The organism is Sphingobium sp. GW456-12-10-14-TSB1, assembly GCF_059424385.1.
The window spans coordinates 2,525,621-2,540,088 of the sequence record NZ_JBWKZI010000001.1 but is presented as its reverse complement, the minus strand read 5'-3'; the positions used below and the strand labels follow the sequence as shown (position 1 = coordinate 2,540,088).

General features: G+C 66.7%; 12 protein-coding genes. 6 read left to right on the top strand and 6 right to left on the bottom strand.

Annotation, left to right across the window (positions count from 1 at the left end; all coding sequences use genetic code 11):
* Nucleotides 1–24: 24 nt before the first annotated feature.
* The 4 genes from AC07X9_RS12400 to AC07X9_RS12385 all read right to left on the bottom strand — a co-directional run bounded on the left by AC07X9_RS12400 (nucleotide 25) and on the right by AC07X9_RS12385 (nucleotide 5,618).
* Nucleotides 25–3,468, bottom strand: coding sequence for a chromosome segregation SMC family protein (locus AC07X9_RS12400; RefSeq protein ID WP_017182942.1), 3,444 nt, complete (start codon nucleotides 3,466–3,468; stop codon nucleotides 25–27).
* Nucleotides 3,469–3,584: 116 nt separating this feature from the next.
* Nucleotides 3,585–4,319: a thioredoxin domain-containing protein gene (locus tag AC07X9_RS12395; RefSeq protein WP_026002353.1), complete on the bottom strand. Its 735-nt coding sequence runs from the start codon at nucleotides 4,317–4,319 to the stop codon at nucleotides 3,585–3,587.
* Nucleotides 4,320–4,364: 45 nt separating this feature from the next.
* On the bottom strand, nucleotides 4,365–5,030 hold the full coding sequence (locus AC07X9_RS12390) for a thioredoxin domain-containing protein (protein WP_017182944.1): 666 nt from the start codon (nucleotides 5,028–5,030) through the stop codon (nucleotides 4,365–4,367).
* 45 nt (nucleotides 5,031–5,075) lie between these two features.
* Nucleotides 5,076–5,618: a DUF721 domain-containing protein gene (locus AC07X9_RS12385; protein WP_026002354.1), complete on the bottom strand. Its 543-nt coding sequence runs from the start codon at nucleotides 5,616–5,618 to the stop codon at nucleotides 5,076–5,078.
* A gap of 26 nt (nucleotides 5,619–5,644) precedes the next feature.
* Here AC07X9_RS12385 and mutY point away from each other — a divergent pair, with 26 nt between their 5' ends.
* The 5 genes from mutY to AC07X9_RS12360 all read left to right on the top strand — a co-directional run bounded on the left by mutY (nucleotide 5,645) and on the right by AC07X9_RS12360 (nucleotide 11,041).
* Nucleotides 5,645–6,727, top strand: a complete 1,083-nt coding sequence (mutY, locus tag AC07X9_RS12380) for an A/G-specific adenine glycosylase (protein ID WP_086485776.1) — start codon at nucleotides 5,645–5,647, stop codon at nucleotides 6,725–6,727.
* Nucleotides 6,714–7,631, top strand: coding sequence for an NAD(+) diphosphatase (nudC, locus tag AC07X9_RS12375; protein ID WP_026002355.1), 918 nt, complete (start codon nucleotides 6,714–6,716; stop codon nucleotides 7,629–7,631). The genes mutY and nudC overlap by 14 nt, the downstream gene beginning before the upstream one ends.
* Before the next feature lie 42 nt (nucleotides 7,632–7,673).
* Entirely contained in the window at nucleotides 7,674–9,020 is a 1,347-nt protein-coding gene (locus AC07X9_RS12370) for a TldD/PmbA family protein (RefSeq protein ID WP_017182948.1), read from the top strand.
* The gene (locus AC07X9_RS12365; protein WP_017182949.1) at nucleotides 9,007–9,801 is read left to right on the top strand and encodes a 3'(2'),5'-bisphosphate nucleotidase CysQ; all 795 of its coding nucleotides are present in this window, start codon (nucleotides 9,007–9,009) and stop codon (nucleotides 9,799–9,801) included. The genes AC07X9_RS12370 and AC07X9_RS12365 overlap by 14 nt, the downstream gene beginning before the upstream one ends.
* A gap of 274 nt (nucleotides 9,802–10,075) precedes the next feature.
* Nucleotides 10,076–11,041 carry an acyltransferase family protein gene (locus tag AC07X9_RS12360; protein WP_241763633.1) on the top strand — a complete coding sequence of 322 codons (966 nt, stop codon included), beginning with the start codon at nucleotides 10,076–10,078 and terminating at the stop codon, nucleotides 11,039–11,041.
* A gap of 33 nt (nucleotides 11,042–11,074) precedes the next feature.
* Here the strand turns inward: AC07X9_RS12360 and AC07X9_RS12355 are convergent, their stop codons facing one another.
* Both AC07X9_RS12355 and purD read right to left on the bottom strand, forming a co-directional pair.
* The gene (locus AC07X9_RS12355; protein WP_017182951.1) at nucleotides 11,075–11,614 is read right to left on the bottom strand and encodes a helix-hairpin-helix domain-containing protein; all 540 of its coding nucleotides are present in this window, start codon (nucleotides 11,612–11,614) and stop codon (nucleotides 11,075–11,077) included.
* Nucleotides 11,615–11,679: 65 nt separating this feature from the next.
* The gene (gene purD / locus AC07X9_RS12350) at nucleotides 11,680–12,957 is read right to left on the bottom strand and encodes a phosphoribosylamine--glycine ligase (protein WP_017182952.1); all 1,278 of its coding nucleotides are present in this window, start codon (nucleotides 12,955–12,957) and stop codon (nucleotides 11,680–11,682) included.
* Nucleotides 12,958–12,964: 7 nt separating this feature from the next.
* Between purD and xseA the strand changes: the two genes are divergently transcribed.
* Nucleotides 12,965–14,458, top strand: a complete 1,494-nt coding sequence (gene xseA / locus AC07X9_RS12345) for an exodeoxyribonuclease VII large subunit (RefSeq protein ID WP_026002356.1) — start codon at nucleotides 12,965–12,967, stop codon at nucleotides 14,456–14,458.
* The last annotated feature ends 10 nt before the right edge of the window (nucleotides 14,459–14,468 follow it).

The following is a 14,468-nucleotide window of genomic DNA, read 5'->3' as shown; positions in this document are numbered from 1 at the left end:
CAAGAATTTTTGTAACTACAAAAATCACTCGGCCGCCAGCAAGGCTTCGGCGCTCTGGAGGTTGACCGAAACGAGGCGGCTGACGCCGCGTTCGACCATGGTGACGCCGAACAGGCGGTGCATCCGCGCCATGCTGACGGCATTGTGGGTGACGATGAGGTAGCGGGTCTGGGTCTGGGCGACCATGGCGTCGAGCAGGTCGCAGAAGCGCTCGACATTGGCGTCGTCCAGCGGTGCGTCGACTTCGTCGAGCACGCAGATCGGCGCGGGATTGGTAAGGAACAGGCCGAAGATCAGCGCCACGGCGGTCAACGCCTGTTCCCCGCCCGACAGCAGGGTGAGCGCAGCCAGCTTCTTGCCCGGTGGCTGGGCCATGATCTCAAGCCCCGATTCCAGCGGATCGTCACTGTCGATCAGTTCCAGATGCGCCTGACCGCCATTGAACAGGGTGGTGAAGAGGCGCCGGAAGTGGGCGTCGACCGCCTCGAACGCGGCGAGCAGGCGCTGGCGGCCTTCGCGGTTGAGGCTGCCGATCGAGCCGCGCAGGCGATGGATCGCCTGGGTCAGTTCCTCGCTTTCGGCGCGGCTGCTGGCCTGCACCTGCTCCAGTTCCTCCAGTTCCAGCGCCGCGACGAGATTGACCGGGCCAATCCGCTCGCGATCGGCCGTGAAGCGGTCATGGTCGGCCTGTTCGGTCTGGGCGAGGCGGATGTCGGCGCTGGCAAAGCCCAGCTTTTCGGGCAAGAGCGGGGGTGGGCATTCGAAACGTTCGCCCGACAGCCGGTTGGTTTCGATCCGCCGTTCATCCGCGGATTCGGCGCGGGCCGTGGCGGTGGCGCGCGCTTCGCGGGCAGCGGCGAATAATTCGCCAGCCTGTGCGGATCGCTGCTCGGCCTGGCGCAAGGCAGCTTCGGCGTCCTGCTCGGCATGGCGGGCAGCATCGGCGGCAGCGGTCAGCGTCGCGCCCTGATCGTCCAGCGCGGCGATGGCCTGCGCCAGCGCGTCGGGCTGGCCCGCGATGGTGGCGCGTTCGGTGGCTATCTCGTCGCCACGTGCGACCATGGCGGCGATGCGTTTGGCCGCTTCGCCCGCGCGGGCGCGCCAGCCCTTGATCTCCGCATCGGCGGCGGCTTGCCGTTCGCGGTCGCTCGACAGGGCACGGTCGGCCAGGGCCTGATCGGCCTGTAGCTGGCTGACGATGGCGCGCGCCTTTTCGCTCGCCTGCGCCAGCGTGGCGACCAGAGTGCGCGTGTGCGCGCCGTCGGGCATGGCGGCGCGGGCCGATTGCGCGCTGTCATGATCGGCGCGGGCGGCATCGGCGTCGCGCCGCGCCTCGGCCAATCGCTCCTCAATCCCTTCGCGCCGCCCGGCCAGCCGTTCCAGCGCAGTGGTCGCCTCGTCAGCGCTGCGCAGCGCGATCCGCAAGCCCTGATCGGCCTGGGCAAGCTGGGTGCGGCCGCTGGCGAGCGATTCGCTGGCACTTTGTTCGCGCGCCTTGGCCTGCTGCTGGTCGGTGCTGGCGGCATCGACCTGCGCCTGGACGGCGGGGCGGTTCGCGGCGATCGCCTCCAGCCGGTTGAGCCGGATCAGTCGTTCCGCCGCCGCAGCCCCGCCTTCCATCGCCACATAGCCGTCCCAGCGGCGCAACTGGCCATCACGGGTGACAAGGCGCTGGCCCACGGCAAGGGGCTGGCCCTCATCCCTGTCGGAGACCGCAATCTGGGCCAGACGGCGGGCGAGTTCGGGCGGGGCGGTGACATGGGCGGCGAGTGGCGCGCAGCCGTCGGGCAGTTTGGGGTCGCTTATCAGCGACGGCGCGCCGGCCCAGCGGCGCTTGCCGTCGGGGGCGATCGGCGCTTCCAGATCGTCGCCCAGCGCAGCAGCCAAAGCGCGTTCATAGCCTGGCGCGGCCTTGAGTTGATCGAGCGCACGGGTACGACCGCCGGGACCGCTATCTACCGCGCGTTTGAGCGCAGCCGCTTCGCTGTCGAGCGCGGCGAGTGCGGCGCGCGCGGCGGAGAGCGCGCCTTCGGCAGAGGCACGTTGCTCGCTTGCCGACTGGCGCGCGGCTTCGGCGGCATGGATCGCGGCTTCTGCGGCATCGCGGGCGACGTTGGCCTGTTCCTGCGCAGCGATGGCGGCGGCGCGCTGCGCTTCCAGCGGTGCGGGGTCGGGCAGGGCGGCGGCTTCGCCGCTCAAGCGCTGAACCTCGCGTTCCGCGCGCTCCAGCCGGTTGCGCGCGGCCACCAGCGCCGCTTCGGCGACGCGCAGTTCGGCCTGCTCGCCTGCCTGCTTTGCCATCGCCTTGGCCAGATCCAGTTCGGCGTCGCGGGCGCTGTCCTCGGCGCTGGCGATGCGGCTGGCGAAATCGGGGCGCAGCTTTTCGGTTTCGGCGATGCGCGCCTTCAACCTCGCGATTTCGGCGGTAAGGCGCGCGATGGCGTCAGCGGCGTCATTGGCGAGCGTGCCTTCGCGCGCGCGATCCTCGTCCAGCCGGGCGGCCTGCTGGGCCAGATCATGCAGCCGCCGGACCACGCCGTCGCGCTCGGTGCGCAGCGTGGCGAGGCGATGGCCAGCCTCACTGGCGTCATCGCGCGCGCGTTGGGCGGCGGCGCGACGCTCGGCCAGCGCGGCCAGCGCGGCTTGGGCATGCGCGGCGGCAGCGAGTTGCGCGTCCTGCGCGGCGGCGACGGCGGCCTCAGCCTCTTTCGCCTGCGCGCGGGCGGTTTCGGCGCTGGCATGGGCCTCACGCCAGCGAGCGAAAAGGGCGCGCGCTTCGGCGACCCTGATCTGATCGGACAGGCGGATATAGCGTTCGGCGGCGCGGGCCTGACGACGCAGGGCATTGGCGCGCGCGTCCATGTCGAGCAATATTTCGGCGAGCCGGGCAAGATTGGTTTCGGCCGCGCGCAGTTTCTGCTCGGCGTCCTTGCGTCGGACATGCAGGCCCGCAATCCCGGCCGCTTCCTCCAGCATGGCGCGCCGCTCCTGGGGCCGGGCGGCGATGACGGCGGCGATTCGGCCCTGGCTGACCAGCGCCGGGCTGTGCGGGCCGGTGGCGGCGTCGGCAAAGATCAGCGACACATCCTTGGCGCGCACGTCGCGGCCATTGGCGCGATAGGCGCTGCCTGCGCCGCGCTCGATCCGCCGGGTGACCTCCAGTTCGCCGTCCGGGCCTATATCGACGGCGGAAAAAAGCTCACCCTGTTCCTGCACCGTCAGCAGCGAGACTTCGGCAAAATCGCGCTGGGGCCGGGTGGCGGTGCCTGCGAAGATCACATCCTCCATGCCGCCGCCGCGCATGGATTTGGCGCTGGATTCGCCCATGACCCAGCGTATGGCTTCCAGCAGGTTGGACTTGCCGCAGCCATTGGGGCCGACAATGCCGGTCAGGCCGGGTTCAATGCGCAATTCGGTCGCATCGACGAAGCTTTTGAAGCCGGAAAGCTTGAGCCGCTTTATCTGCATTGCTGTTGTCTGCGCCAAGGCCGCAATGCGGCGCAGAACAAGGCCGCGCAGGGGAGGCGTGCGGCCGCCCCCGCCTTCATGCGCTCAGGCGCTGATGTCCGCCCCCCGACGCGCAATCAGATGCCTGCTTCCTTGAGCTTGGGCTGAAGCGTCGCCCAGTTGGCGACATTGTCGACCAGCACGCCGTTGATCAGGAAGCTGGGCGTGCCCGTGATCTGATACTGGCTGTTGGCTGTTTCGACGCCCTTGGCCAGCTTTTCGGCTGCCCCGGTATCGGCCAGACATTGTTTCGCCTGATCTTCGGCAATGCCGCGCTGCTTGGCGAAATCGATCAGGCCCAGCGCACCGGCCAGCCGGCCGAAACGCTGTGCCGGCGGGGCGCTCATCAACGCCTGATAGGGCTGGTCGCCCAGAGCCTGCGCCTTTTCGAACATCGCGTTCTGGTTCGCGAAAAACTGTTCGGACAGGGGATAGAAGATGTCCTTGCCGCCGCAACGGGCAAGCAGCGCGGTCGAAATGTCGATCGGGTCGCGGACATAGGTGCGGAATTCAAAGCTCATCTTGCCGGTGTCGACTAGCTTCTTGATCTCCTCCGACGCTTCGACGGAAAAGTCGCGGCAATGGCTGCAAGTGTAGGAGCCATATTCGACCAGCTTCAGCTTGGCCGCCGGATTGCCCATGACGAAATAGCCCTCTGGCGTCGCCGCGATGGTTTCCGACCAGCTGGTGCCCGCTGGCGGCGCGACGGCGGCAATGGCTTCGCCCTTGGGCGCGGCGCCCTCTTCGCTCTTGCCGCAGGCGGCAAGGGTGAGGGACAGGGCGATAAGGACGACACCGGACAAGGCTTTCACGACGGGCAAGACTCCGATTATGGGCGGGTTGACGGCTTTATTAGATCAGCGGGCGACGGGGGGCAATGCAGCCTGGAGCTTGCCCCAGTCCGATCCGGCGACCAGCGCGCCGTTGATGGTGAAGCCGGGCGTGCCGTTGATCTTCACCTTGTTCCATGCCTCGTCGGTCATCGCCATGACCTGCTTCATCGCCATGGGGCTGGCGATGCAGGCATTCAACTGGGCGGGCGTGTAGCCGCGCTTGGCCATCAGCGTGTAGAGGCCTGTTTTCTGGCCGATGTCGCGTAGCGCCGCAATCTGTTCGGTCGGCTTCACCGCGTCCCGATCATAGGCAAGCAGCTGTTCCATCCACGCATCCTGATTGGCGAACAGCGCTTCATGATTGCCCATGAAGCGCGCCGGGCCGCCGCAGCGGGCAAGCAGCGCGGCGGTCAGGTCATATTTGTCGCGCACGGCGTTGCGCACTTCGACGCTGACCTTGCCGCTTTTGACATAATCGGCCTTGAGCGGGGCGCTCGCTTCGCCGACGAAATGGGCGCAATGGCTACAGGTGTAACTGACATATTCTACCAGCTTTGTAGGCGCGGCGGGATTGCCCATGGCATGGCCGCCGATCGCCGAGACGGTGACGCGGTCGACCCAGTTGGCGGCGGGCGCGGCCAGGACGGCGACGGGGAGGGCGAGAAGGGCGAGGGAAAGCAGCTTTTTCATGAGCCAAGTCCAGTTAATGACTGGTGCTGAACGCCAGCCGAACGATTATCCGATTTTGGGCAGGCCGCTGCTGTTGGCAAGTCCCTGCGCCAGCGATTCCAGCACCGTGCGCAATTCCGGGTCGCCAATGTCGCGCAGCGAATCGCCCAGTTCGACCGGAATGGGCTTGAGATTGCGGGGCGGCGGGCGGCGCTCGGCGGGACTGGGCATGATTTCGCCCTGCCGCATCGCCACTTTCGCCACGGCGGCATAGCCGAAAAAGCGGTTCACCCGTTCGATGATGTCCGGCACCATGTGCTGGACCATCGGCGCATGGCCGCTCATGACCGTGAGTTGCAGCGTGCCGCCAGCCTTTTGCCCGACCGGGAAGCGGATCGATTCGGGTGCGGAAATGCTGGCATAATGGCTGCCGACGATTTCCGACCAGCGGGTGACGATGCTCGACTGGACGAAGCCGAACTTGCGGAAGGCGGCGCGGCCAATGTCGGGCATCAGATCGGCGATTCGCCGCGATCCGCCGACGCGCGGCCGCTCCGCCGCAGGAATGGCGCGACTTTTCACTTTGGGTGTCGGGGGGCGTTCCGTCATGGGCCGCACCATGGCATAGCGCCGCCATGCGCGTCGAGGGTGACATGGTAAAAGACGGGGTAAAAATAGCAGCCGACCTGCTGGCCCATTATGATGTCCATGCCCGGCGCCTGCCTTGGCGCGCGCTGCCCGGCGCCAATGCGACCGACCCCTATCGGGTCTGGCTGTCCGAAGTCATGCTGCAACAGACGACGGTGGCGGCGGTCGGCCCCTATTTCGCGAAATTCACGGCGCGCTGGCCCAGCATAGAGGCACTGGCGGCGGCAGACGATGCCGATCTGATGGCGGCCTGGGCGGGGCTTGGCTATTATGCCCGCGCCCGCAACCTGCTGGCCTGCGCGCGTGCGGTGGTGCGCGATCATGGCGGGCATTTCCCCGATACGGAGGAGGGGTTGCGCGCCCTGCCGGGGGTGGGCGCCTATACCGCCGCTGCGGTCGCGGCGATCGCCTTTGGGCGGCGCGCGGTGGTGGTGGACGCCAATGTCGAGCGGGTGGTGGCGCGGCTGTTTGCCATCGATACGCCATTGCCAGCGGCCCGCCCGGCGATCCGCGCGGCAGCGGATGCGATCACGCCCGATGCGCGGGCGGGGGATTTTGCGCAGGCGATGATGGACCTGGGCGCGACCATCTGCACGTCGCGTAATCCGGCGTGCGGCATCTGCCCGTTGCGGGACGATTGTGCGGCAGTGCGCACGGCTGACCCCGCCGCCTATCCGGTCAAGGCGGCCAAGAAGACGCGGCCGCATCGTAACGGTCATGGCTGGTGGATCGAGCGGGCGGACGGTCATGTCTGGCTGGTGCGCCGTCCGGACAAGGGGCTGCTGGGCGGGATGCGGGCATTGCCCAGTTCCGACTGGAGCGCTGAACCCGACGCCGCGCCACCTTTTGCCGGGGACTGGCGGACGCTGGCCGATCCGGTTGCCCATGTCTTTACTCATTTCTCACTGGCGCTGACCGTTCATACCACCCATGTGGAGCAGGATCATGTCCCGTCCGGCGCAGGCGAATGGTGGCCGGTCGAACGCATTGCCGATGCGGGCCTGCCCACTTTATTCGCCCGCGCGGCGCAGGCGGTGTTGAAGGAGAAGGATGCGGATGCACGGCACTGACCCCCGGCTCGATGACCCGCCCGGCTTTGTCGGCGGCACGCTCGATCGTGTCGACCATATCCGCTCGAACCCTGCGTTGCTGGCGGAGACATTTGCCGATCCGGCAGCGCGCGTGCTGGTGTTGGACGGGCTGGAGCCGGTCGAGGTCGATGGCGCGCTGGTGCTGGAGCCGATCGATGGCGGCGCGATGGTCGAGGATCATGTGCTGCTGGGCGTCGATCCGGCGGGACGACCGATCTTCGCTGAATTGCTGGTCGAATTGACGAGCGGTTCGGGAGCGACGCCCCGTAGCCGGGCATTGGCAGGGCAAGTGTCAGCGCAGGAACTGGCGCTTTACGGGACAGCGCGCAGTTTGCTGCATTGGCACGTGCGCCACCGCTTCTGCGCGGTCTGCGGCGGGCGGACTGCGCCGGTCAAGGCAGGCTGGGCGCGCCAGTGCGGGGCGTGTCAGGCGGAGCATTTTCCACGCGTGGACCCGGTGTCGATCATGCTGGCGGAATATGAGGGCAAGGTGCTGCTGGGCCGCCAGCATGCCTGGCCACCAGGACGCTATTCGGCGCTCGCGGGCTTTATCGAGCCGGGCGAGACGATCGAGGAAGCGGTGGCGCGCGAATTGTTCGAGGAAGCGGGTATCCGCGTCCATGGCGTGCGCTATGTGATGAGCCAGCCCTGGCCCTTCCCGTCGTCGTTGATGATCGCCTGCGTCGCGCAGGCAGCGGGCGACGCGCTGACGCTGGACTCGACCGAGATTGAGGACGCCTTCTGGTGCGATGCCGATGGCGTGCGTGCGGCGATGGCCGGGGAGCCGGACGCACCCTTCATCGCGCCGCCGCGCATGGCGGTGGCGTGGCACTTGCTCGACCATTGGCTGGCGGGCGTTGCCCCGCGCGAGCCAAGCGCGTAAGGCCGACCCATTGTTTTTTCGTTTCGGGAATAGCTTGCCTCCATGCTCAGCCTAGAAGAAGCCCAGTCGCGCGCGCAGGATCTGGTGAGCGCCGCGCGCAAGGCGGGGGCGGACGCAGCCGACGCCATCTATGCCTGCAATGCCTCCACCAACATATCGGTGCGGCTTGGCGCGCTGGAGGATATCGAGCGGTCGGAGGGCGAGGAGATCGGCCTGCGCGTGTTCATCGGCAACCGGTCGGCCAGCATTTCCGCGTCTGACATGAACCCCGCAACGCTCGGCACGCTGGTCGACCGGGCGGTGGCAATGGCGCGCGAGGCGCCCGAAGATCCTTATGCGGGCCTTGCCCCGCAAGACCGGCTGATGAAGAAGCGCCCGCCCGCGCTGGACCTGACCGATAGCGAGGAGCCGGAACCCGCTGCGCTGCGCGAACGCGCGATGATGGCGGAGGACGCGGCGCGCGCCGTGCCGGGCATCACCAATAGCGAGGGCGGGGGCGCGTCGAGCGGGCGTAGCCAGATTGCGCTGGCGACCAGCCATGGTTTTGCGGGCGCCTATGGCGCAACCAGCCATTCGACCTGGGCCAGCGTCCTGGCGGGCAGCGGATCGGACATGCAGCGCGACTATGCCAGCCACAGCGCGCGTCATCTGGAAGATCTGGACCAGGCCGAGGCGGTCGGCGTGCGGGCGGGCCAGCGGGCGGTGGCGCGGCTGAATCCGGTCAAGGTCGATAGCGGCGTGATGCCGGTGATTTTCGATCCGCGCATTGGTTCCAGCCTGGTGGGGCACCTGATTGGCGGCATGGTCGGCCCGGCGATTGCGCGGCGATCGAGTTTCCTGCTCGAATCGCTGGGCGAGGCGCTGTTTGACGCGAACGTCACCATCATCGACGATCCGTTGCTGGCGCGCGGGCTGCGATCGCGCCCGTTCGATGGCGAAGGGCTGCCGGTCGAACGGCGCGCGCTGATCGACAAGGGGGTGCTGACCGGCTGGCTGATGGACAGTGCGTCGGCACGCCAGTTGGGACAGGAACCGACCGGCCATGCCAGCCGTGGCGGCAGCGGCGCGCCGGGGGTCAGCATCACCAACGTCCATATGGAGCCGGGCAGCATATCCCCCGGCGACCTGATGGCGGACGTGAAGCGCGGCATCTATGTCACCGAACTGATCGGCATGGGCGTCAACGGCGTCACTGGCGATTATAGCCGGGGGGCGGCTGGCTTCCTGATCGAAAATGGCGCGGTGACCAACGCGGTGTCCGAAATCACCATCGCCAGCAATTTGAAGGCGATGTTCCGTTCCCTGATACCCGCCAATGACCTGCATTTCCGCTATGCCATGAATGTGCCGACGCTACGCGTTGACGGGATGACCGTTGCCGGGGGCTGATATCGACCTGCGCGCGATCGTGGGGGCCGTGTCTGATGCGGCCGATCATGCGCTGGCGCTATGGGCGGGTGGCGAAACGCGCGTGCGCCAGTGGGAAAAAGTGCCGGGCCACCCGGTATGCGATGCCGATCTGGAAGTCGACGGCCTGCTGCGCGCCTCGCTCGGCGCGATCGATCCGGGGGCGGGATGGCTGTCGGAGGAGACGGCCGATACCGTGCATCGGCTGGGCGTGTCGCGGGTGTGGGTGGTCGATCCGATCGACGGCACGCGCGACTATCTGCGCGGACGACGCGGCTGGGCGGTGTCGGTCGCGCTGGTCGAGGATGGCGCGGTGCGGCTGGGGATATTGGCCGCGCCTGCCCGCAACGAATATTGGATCGCGCAGGCCGGGCATGGGGCGACCCGCAATGGGCGGACGTTGCGCGCGGGATCGCGCACGCTTCTCACCGGCGCGCGGGTGCCAGCCGAACAATTGCCGCGTAACGACAATGATCTGGTGATGGTCGAAAAGCCCAACAGCATCGCGTTGCGCATGGCGATGGTTGCCGCCGATGAGGCTGATCTGGTCGCCACGGTGCGCTGGGGCAATGAATGGGACATAGCGGCCGCCGCGATCATCTGTCAGGAGGCGGGCGCGATGGTGACCGATGCGCTGGGCGATCCATTGCTGTTCAACCGGCCCCGGCCAACCGCCTTTGGCCTGCTATGCGCCGCGCCCGGCATCCACGCAGCCGCAACAGAACGGCTTGCGCCGCGCGCGCGGGAGATATTGGGCGGCTAATTGCAGGCGCTGACCGTTGGCGATGTCATTTTCCCCCGCAGAGAGGATGATCGCGCGGTGGACGGAACTGCTCCCCACGAACCAGAGGGCGTGTGACGCGCATCCAACGTCCAATTCAGGGGACGCTTCAGGGCCATCCTGGCAGTCTTGAACGCATTTGCAGTTGGGCAAAAGCCATCGAAAGAATTGGTCTGTGCGTGTCGTTTAACGGGATGTTTAAGACAAGGGCGGTAGCCAGTTTCTATCCAGATTATCGGGGACATAGGGCTATCAGGTGACGAAAAATCCGTCTGTGGACCTGATTAAAGGGGTGCTGATTCTATTCGTCATGGCAGGGCATGCCATGGAACTGACCCATCAGGCGCATCTGGCGATGTGGGTCGGTGCGGGTTTTCGCATGCCGTTGATGATAGGCATTTCGGGCTATCTGCTCAATGTCATCCGCACGCGACATGATCCGCCAGAGCGAATTTTTGGTCGCTATGCCAATCGCATTCTGCTGCCATGGATGGTCGCGCTACTCATATATATACTGGTTAGCGGCTGGACAGTGAGTTGGACCCTGCCGATCGAGTTACTGCTGCGTCCGCCATTTCACCTTTGGTACATACCGGTCCTGTTCTTCCTGATCCTGGTGACGCGACTGGTGCCTTTCTCGCCGCTCCAGTTGCTTGCCGTCGGGACGCCGATCAGTCTGGCGATCATGTATAGTTTTGGACTGGGGCATGGCGCGATCGGCGACAGTCTGTTGTCGCCCGACAATCGCTTCCTGCGCTTTCCTGTCTATTTCTTCTTCGGAATGCTGGTGGCGGAGCGAGGGTTGCCGAGCCGTTATCTGGGGGTGGTATTGCTGACCGGTGCGTTGGGCATGATATGGTGGAGCACCCTCCAAGGTAGCGACAACGACCTGGCCTTCGTGCCTGCGCGGTTGCTGATGTGCCTGGGGTTGATCGCACTGTTGCCGCGCTTGTCAGCCTTGCGACTGTCGTTTGCGCCCCTCAATGCGCTCGGGCGGGACAGTTTGTTCTTCTATCTGTGGCATCCCCTTGTGATGGCGGTGTTGATGATGGCGGGAGCAGATACTCTCCCCATGTTTGTCCTGTCGCTTCTGCTGCTGGCGGTTGCCAGCAAGTTGACGGCACGCCATGCGCTGGTCCAGCGGTTCGTCGGCAGTAGGGCGGCGATGCGTTCTGCGTCAGCGCCAATCGGGCCGGACACTGTTCCGGCCCGCGCTGCTTAGACTGCGATCAGTCGCGCATCACTAGAACGATTCTTACAGCTTGCCATATTTGGCTTCGAAGCCGGCGATGTCGCCTGCGGCGAGATATTTGGCCTGGTCGATCCACTGGTCGCGGACCGGGCGGCCCTTGAAATTGCCCAATTTGGCGTCGATCGCGGCGAGGTCCGTGTCGGTCCAGGCGGCGATCTGGGCGAAGCGGGTGACGCCGAGTTCGATCAGCAATGTCTTGAGCTTTGGTCCCACGCCCTTGAGGCGGAGCAGGTCGTCGTCGCCTTCCGGTGCGGCCGTGGCGGCGGGTGAGACCGGCATGGGTTCCGGCGCTGGTTCGGGGGCAGTCGCGATCGGGGCTATCGGTGCTGTCGGCGCGGCCACGGGTTCGACCGGCGCGGCGATGGGGGGCGCGGGTGTCGGCTCCACCAGAGCGGCAGGCGGGGTCTGGGCGGGCGGCGTGGGTGCGATGTCTTGCGGGGCGTCCTGCGCCTTGTCCTTGCCGGACAGCAGAAAGACGAGGCCGATGATCACCAGCAGCCCGATCAACAGCCACAGGCCATAGTCCATGAAAAATTCCTGCATCGCGCGCTGCCTTTCGTGATTATGCCGTGCCTATGTAAATAGGTGTCGCCCCGGACGGCAAGGCTTCATGCCTGTTCGCGGGCGACTTCGCGCCAGCCGATGTCGCGGCGGCAAAAGCCGGTGGGAAAGTCGATGGCGTCGACTGCGGCGTAAGCTGCCGCCTGCGCCGCGCCGACCGTATCGCCGGTGGCAGTCACATTGAGGACGCGGCCGCCATTGGCGACCAGCGTGCCGTTCTGATCGGCGGTTCCAGCGTGGAACACCAGTGCGCCGCCAGCCTGCGCCGCGTCGACGCCGCTGATCGCGCCGCCCTTTTCCGGGGTGCCGGGATAGCCCTTGGCAGCCATGACGATGGTGAGAGCGGTGCGATCGGCCAGCGCGACTGGTCCCTGGCTGGCCAGCGTACCCTGGGCGACGCTGAGCAGCAGGTCGACCAGATCGCCGTCGAAGCGCATCATCAGCACCTGACATTCGGGATCGCCGAAGCGGGCATTATATTCGATCAGTTTCGGCCCCTGATCGGTCAGCATCAGCCCGGCATAGAGCACGCCTGAGTAGGGCATGCCTTCTGCGGCCAAGGTGGCGACGGTCGGCCTGATGATCGTTTCGATCACCTGGGCTTCGAGTTCCGGGGTCAGGACGCGGGCCGGGCTGTAGGCGCCCATGCCGCCGGTGTTCGGTCCGGTGTCGCCATCGCCCACCCGCTTATGATCCTGCGCAGAGCCAAAGGGCAGGATGGCGGTGCCGTCGGTCAGCGCGAAGAAGCTGGCTTCCTCGCCGCTCATGAACTCTTCCAGCACCACTTCCTCGCCCGCCGCGCCGAACGCGCCGGAGAACATGGTGTCGAGCGCGTCCAGCGCTTCATCGCGCGTTTCGGCGATGATCACGCCCTTGCCCGCGGCGAGGCCATCGGCCTTGATCACCACCGGCAGCGCGAAATCGTCCAGCGCGGCAATCGCGCCATCCTTGGACGTGACGCGGACATAGGCAGCGGTCGGAATGTTCGCGCGTTTGCACAGATCCTTGGTAAAGCCCTTTGACCCTTCGAGTTGCGCAGCCTTCTTGCCGGGGCCGAATACCGGCACGCCCATGGTGCGCAGATTGTCGGCGAGGCCATCGACCAGCGGCGCTTCCGGGCCGATCACCACCAGCCCGATCGAATGGCGGGTGCAGAAATCCAGCACGGCGCGATGATCGGTCGCGGCAAGGTCGACCAATGTCGCGTGCTGGGCTATGCCGGGGTTGCCCGGCGCGGCATAGAGCGTATCGAGCCGGGGCGATTGCGCCAGCTTCCACGCCAGCGCATGTTCGCGGCCGCCGCCGCCAAGCAAAAGGATGTTCATGTCGCCCATGTCCCCGGAATATGATGCCTATGACAGTTCGGGCCGCCTGTTAGCGGAGGAACGGGCGGGCGACAACGCGCCGCCGCTGTCCGTCAGCGAATTGTCGGGGATGCTCAAGCGCACGGTGGAGGATCGTTTCGGCCATGTGCGGCTGCGCGGCGAGATTTCCGGGTTCAAGCGGGCGGCGTCCGGGCATCTGTATCTGGCGTTGAAAGACGATAATGCGGTGCTGGACGGGGTGATGTGGAAGGGCGGGGCGCAGCGGCTGGCCTTTGCGCCACAGGATGGGGTGGAGGTGATCGCCACCGGCAAGCTGACCACCTATCCCGGCCGGTCGAAATATCAGATCGTGATCGATCGGATGGAGTTGGCGGGCGAAGGCGCGCTGATGGCGCTGCTGGAGAAGCTGAAAGCGAAACTGGCGGGCGAAGGGCTGTTTGCGGCGGAGCGCAAGCGGCGGCTGCCCTTTCTGCCGCGCACGATTGGCGTCGTGACATCGCCCACGGGCGCCGTCATTCGCGATATTTTGCACCGGCTGGCGGATCGCTGCCCGACCGATGTGCTGGTCTGGCCGGTGCTGGTGCAAGGGCAGGGGGCTGCCGAACAGATTGCGCGTGCGGTGCGCGGATTCAGTGCGATGGAAGCGGGCGGGCGGCTGCCGCGGCCCGATCTCGTGATTGTGGCGCGGGGCGGCGGATCGATCGAGGATCTGTGGAGCTTCAACGAGGAAATCGTCGTGCGCGCGGTCGCCGACTGTTCGATTCCGATCATTTCCGCGGTCGGGCATGAAACCGACACCACGTTGTGTGACTATGCCGCCGACATGCGCGCGCCCACGCCGACGGCGGCGGCGGAACTGGCGGTGCCGGTACGGGCGGACCTGCTGGCGATGCTGGGCGAGATGGGCTTGCGTGCCGGGCGCGCGGTGCGACGCGGGGCGGGGCAGGCCAGGGAAAGGCTGGAAATGCAGGCACGGCTGATGCCGACGCCCGATATGTTGCTGGCGCCGCAGCGGCAACGGCTGGACCAGCTGTCCGACGCGCTGGGCAGCGGATTGCGGCACCGGATTGCGGATGCGCGCGCGCAACTGGGGCAAGCAGGCGGGGCGCTGCGACCGGCGCTACTTCAGCAATATCTCCAGCGGGCGAGCGAACGGCTGGACCGTTTGCGGCCACGTCCTGACTATCTGGCGCGCGTCTATCGCGACCGGGCGACGGCGCTTGACCGGGTGTCGCGCCATTTCGCCTCGCTTGATCCCGACCTGCCGCTGGCGCGGGGCTATGCGCGGGTGATGGCCGACGGGCGGCTGGTTCAGTCGGTCGCAGCGGCGCAGGCCGCAGGCGCGGTGACGCTGCATTTCCGGGACGGGACGGTCGATGCGACGGTCGGGGATAGCGGGGCATCGCTTGAGAAGCCCGCCCCAACCGCTATATCTGCTCCACCACGCCCGACGCGCAAACTGCGCGGGGCGGAAGAGCCGCAGAAGGATCTGTTTTCGTGAAGCGCCAGAA

What these genes read in the sequence shown, in the direction of transcription:
- AC07X9_RS12400 (WP_017182942.1), bottom strand. Translation starts at nt 3,468, where the DNA reads ATGCAGATAAAGCGGCTCAAGCTTTCCGGCTTCAAAAGCTTCGTCGAT.
- AC07X9_RS12390 (WP_017182944.1), bottom strand. Translation starts at nt 5,030, where the DNA reads ATGAAAAAGCTGCTTTCCCTCGCCCTTCTCGCCCTCCCCGTCGCCGTC.
- AC07X9_RS12385 (WP_026002354.1), bottom strand. Translation starts at nt 5,618, where the DNA reads ATGACGGAACGCCCCCCGACACCCAAAGTGAAAAGTCGCGCCATTCCT.
- mutY (WP_086485776.1), top strand. Translation starts at nt 5,645, where the DNA reads ATGCGCGTCGAGGGTGACATGGTAAAAGACGGGGTAAAAATAGCAGCC.
- nudC (WP_026002355.1), top strand. Translation starts at nt 6,714, where the DNA reads ATGCACGGCACTGACCCCCGGCTCGATGACCCGCCCGGCTTTGTCGGC.
- AC07X9_RS12370 (WP_017182948.1), top strand. Translation starts at nt 7,674, where the DNA reads ATGCTCAGCCTAGAAGAAGCCCAGTCGCGCGCGCAGGATCTGGTGAGC.
- AC07X9_RS12355 (WP_017182951.1), bottom strand. Translation starts at nt 11,614, where the DNA reads ATGCAGGAATTTTTCATGGACTATGGCCTGTGGCTGTTGATCGGGCTG.
- purD (WP_017182952.1), bottom strand. Translation starts at nt 12,957, where the DNA reads ATGAACATCCTTTTGCTTGGCGGCGGCGGCCGCGAACATGCGCTGGCG.
- xseA (WP_026002356.1), top strand. Translation starts at nt 12,965, where the DNA reads ATGTCCCCGGAATATGATGCCTATGACAGTTCGGGCCGCCTGTTAGCG.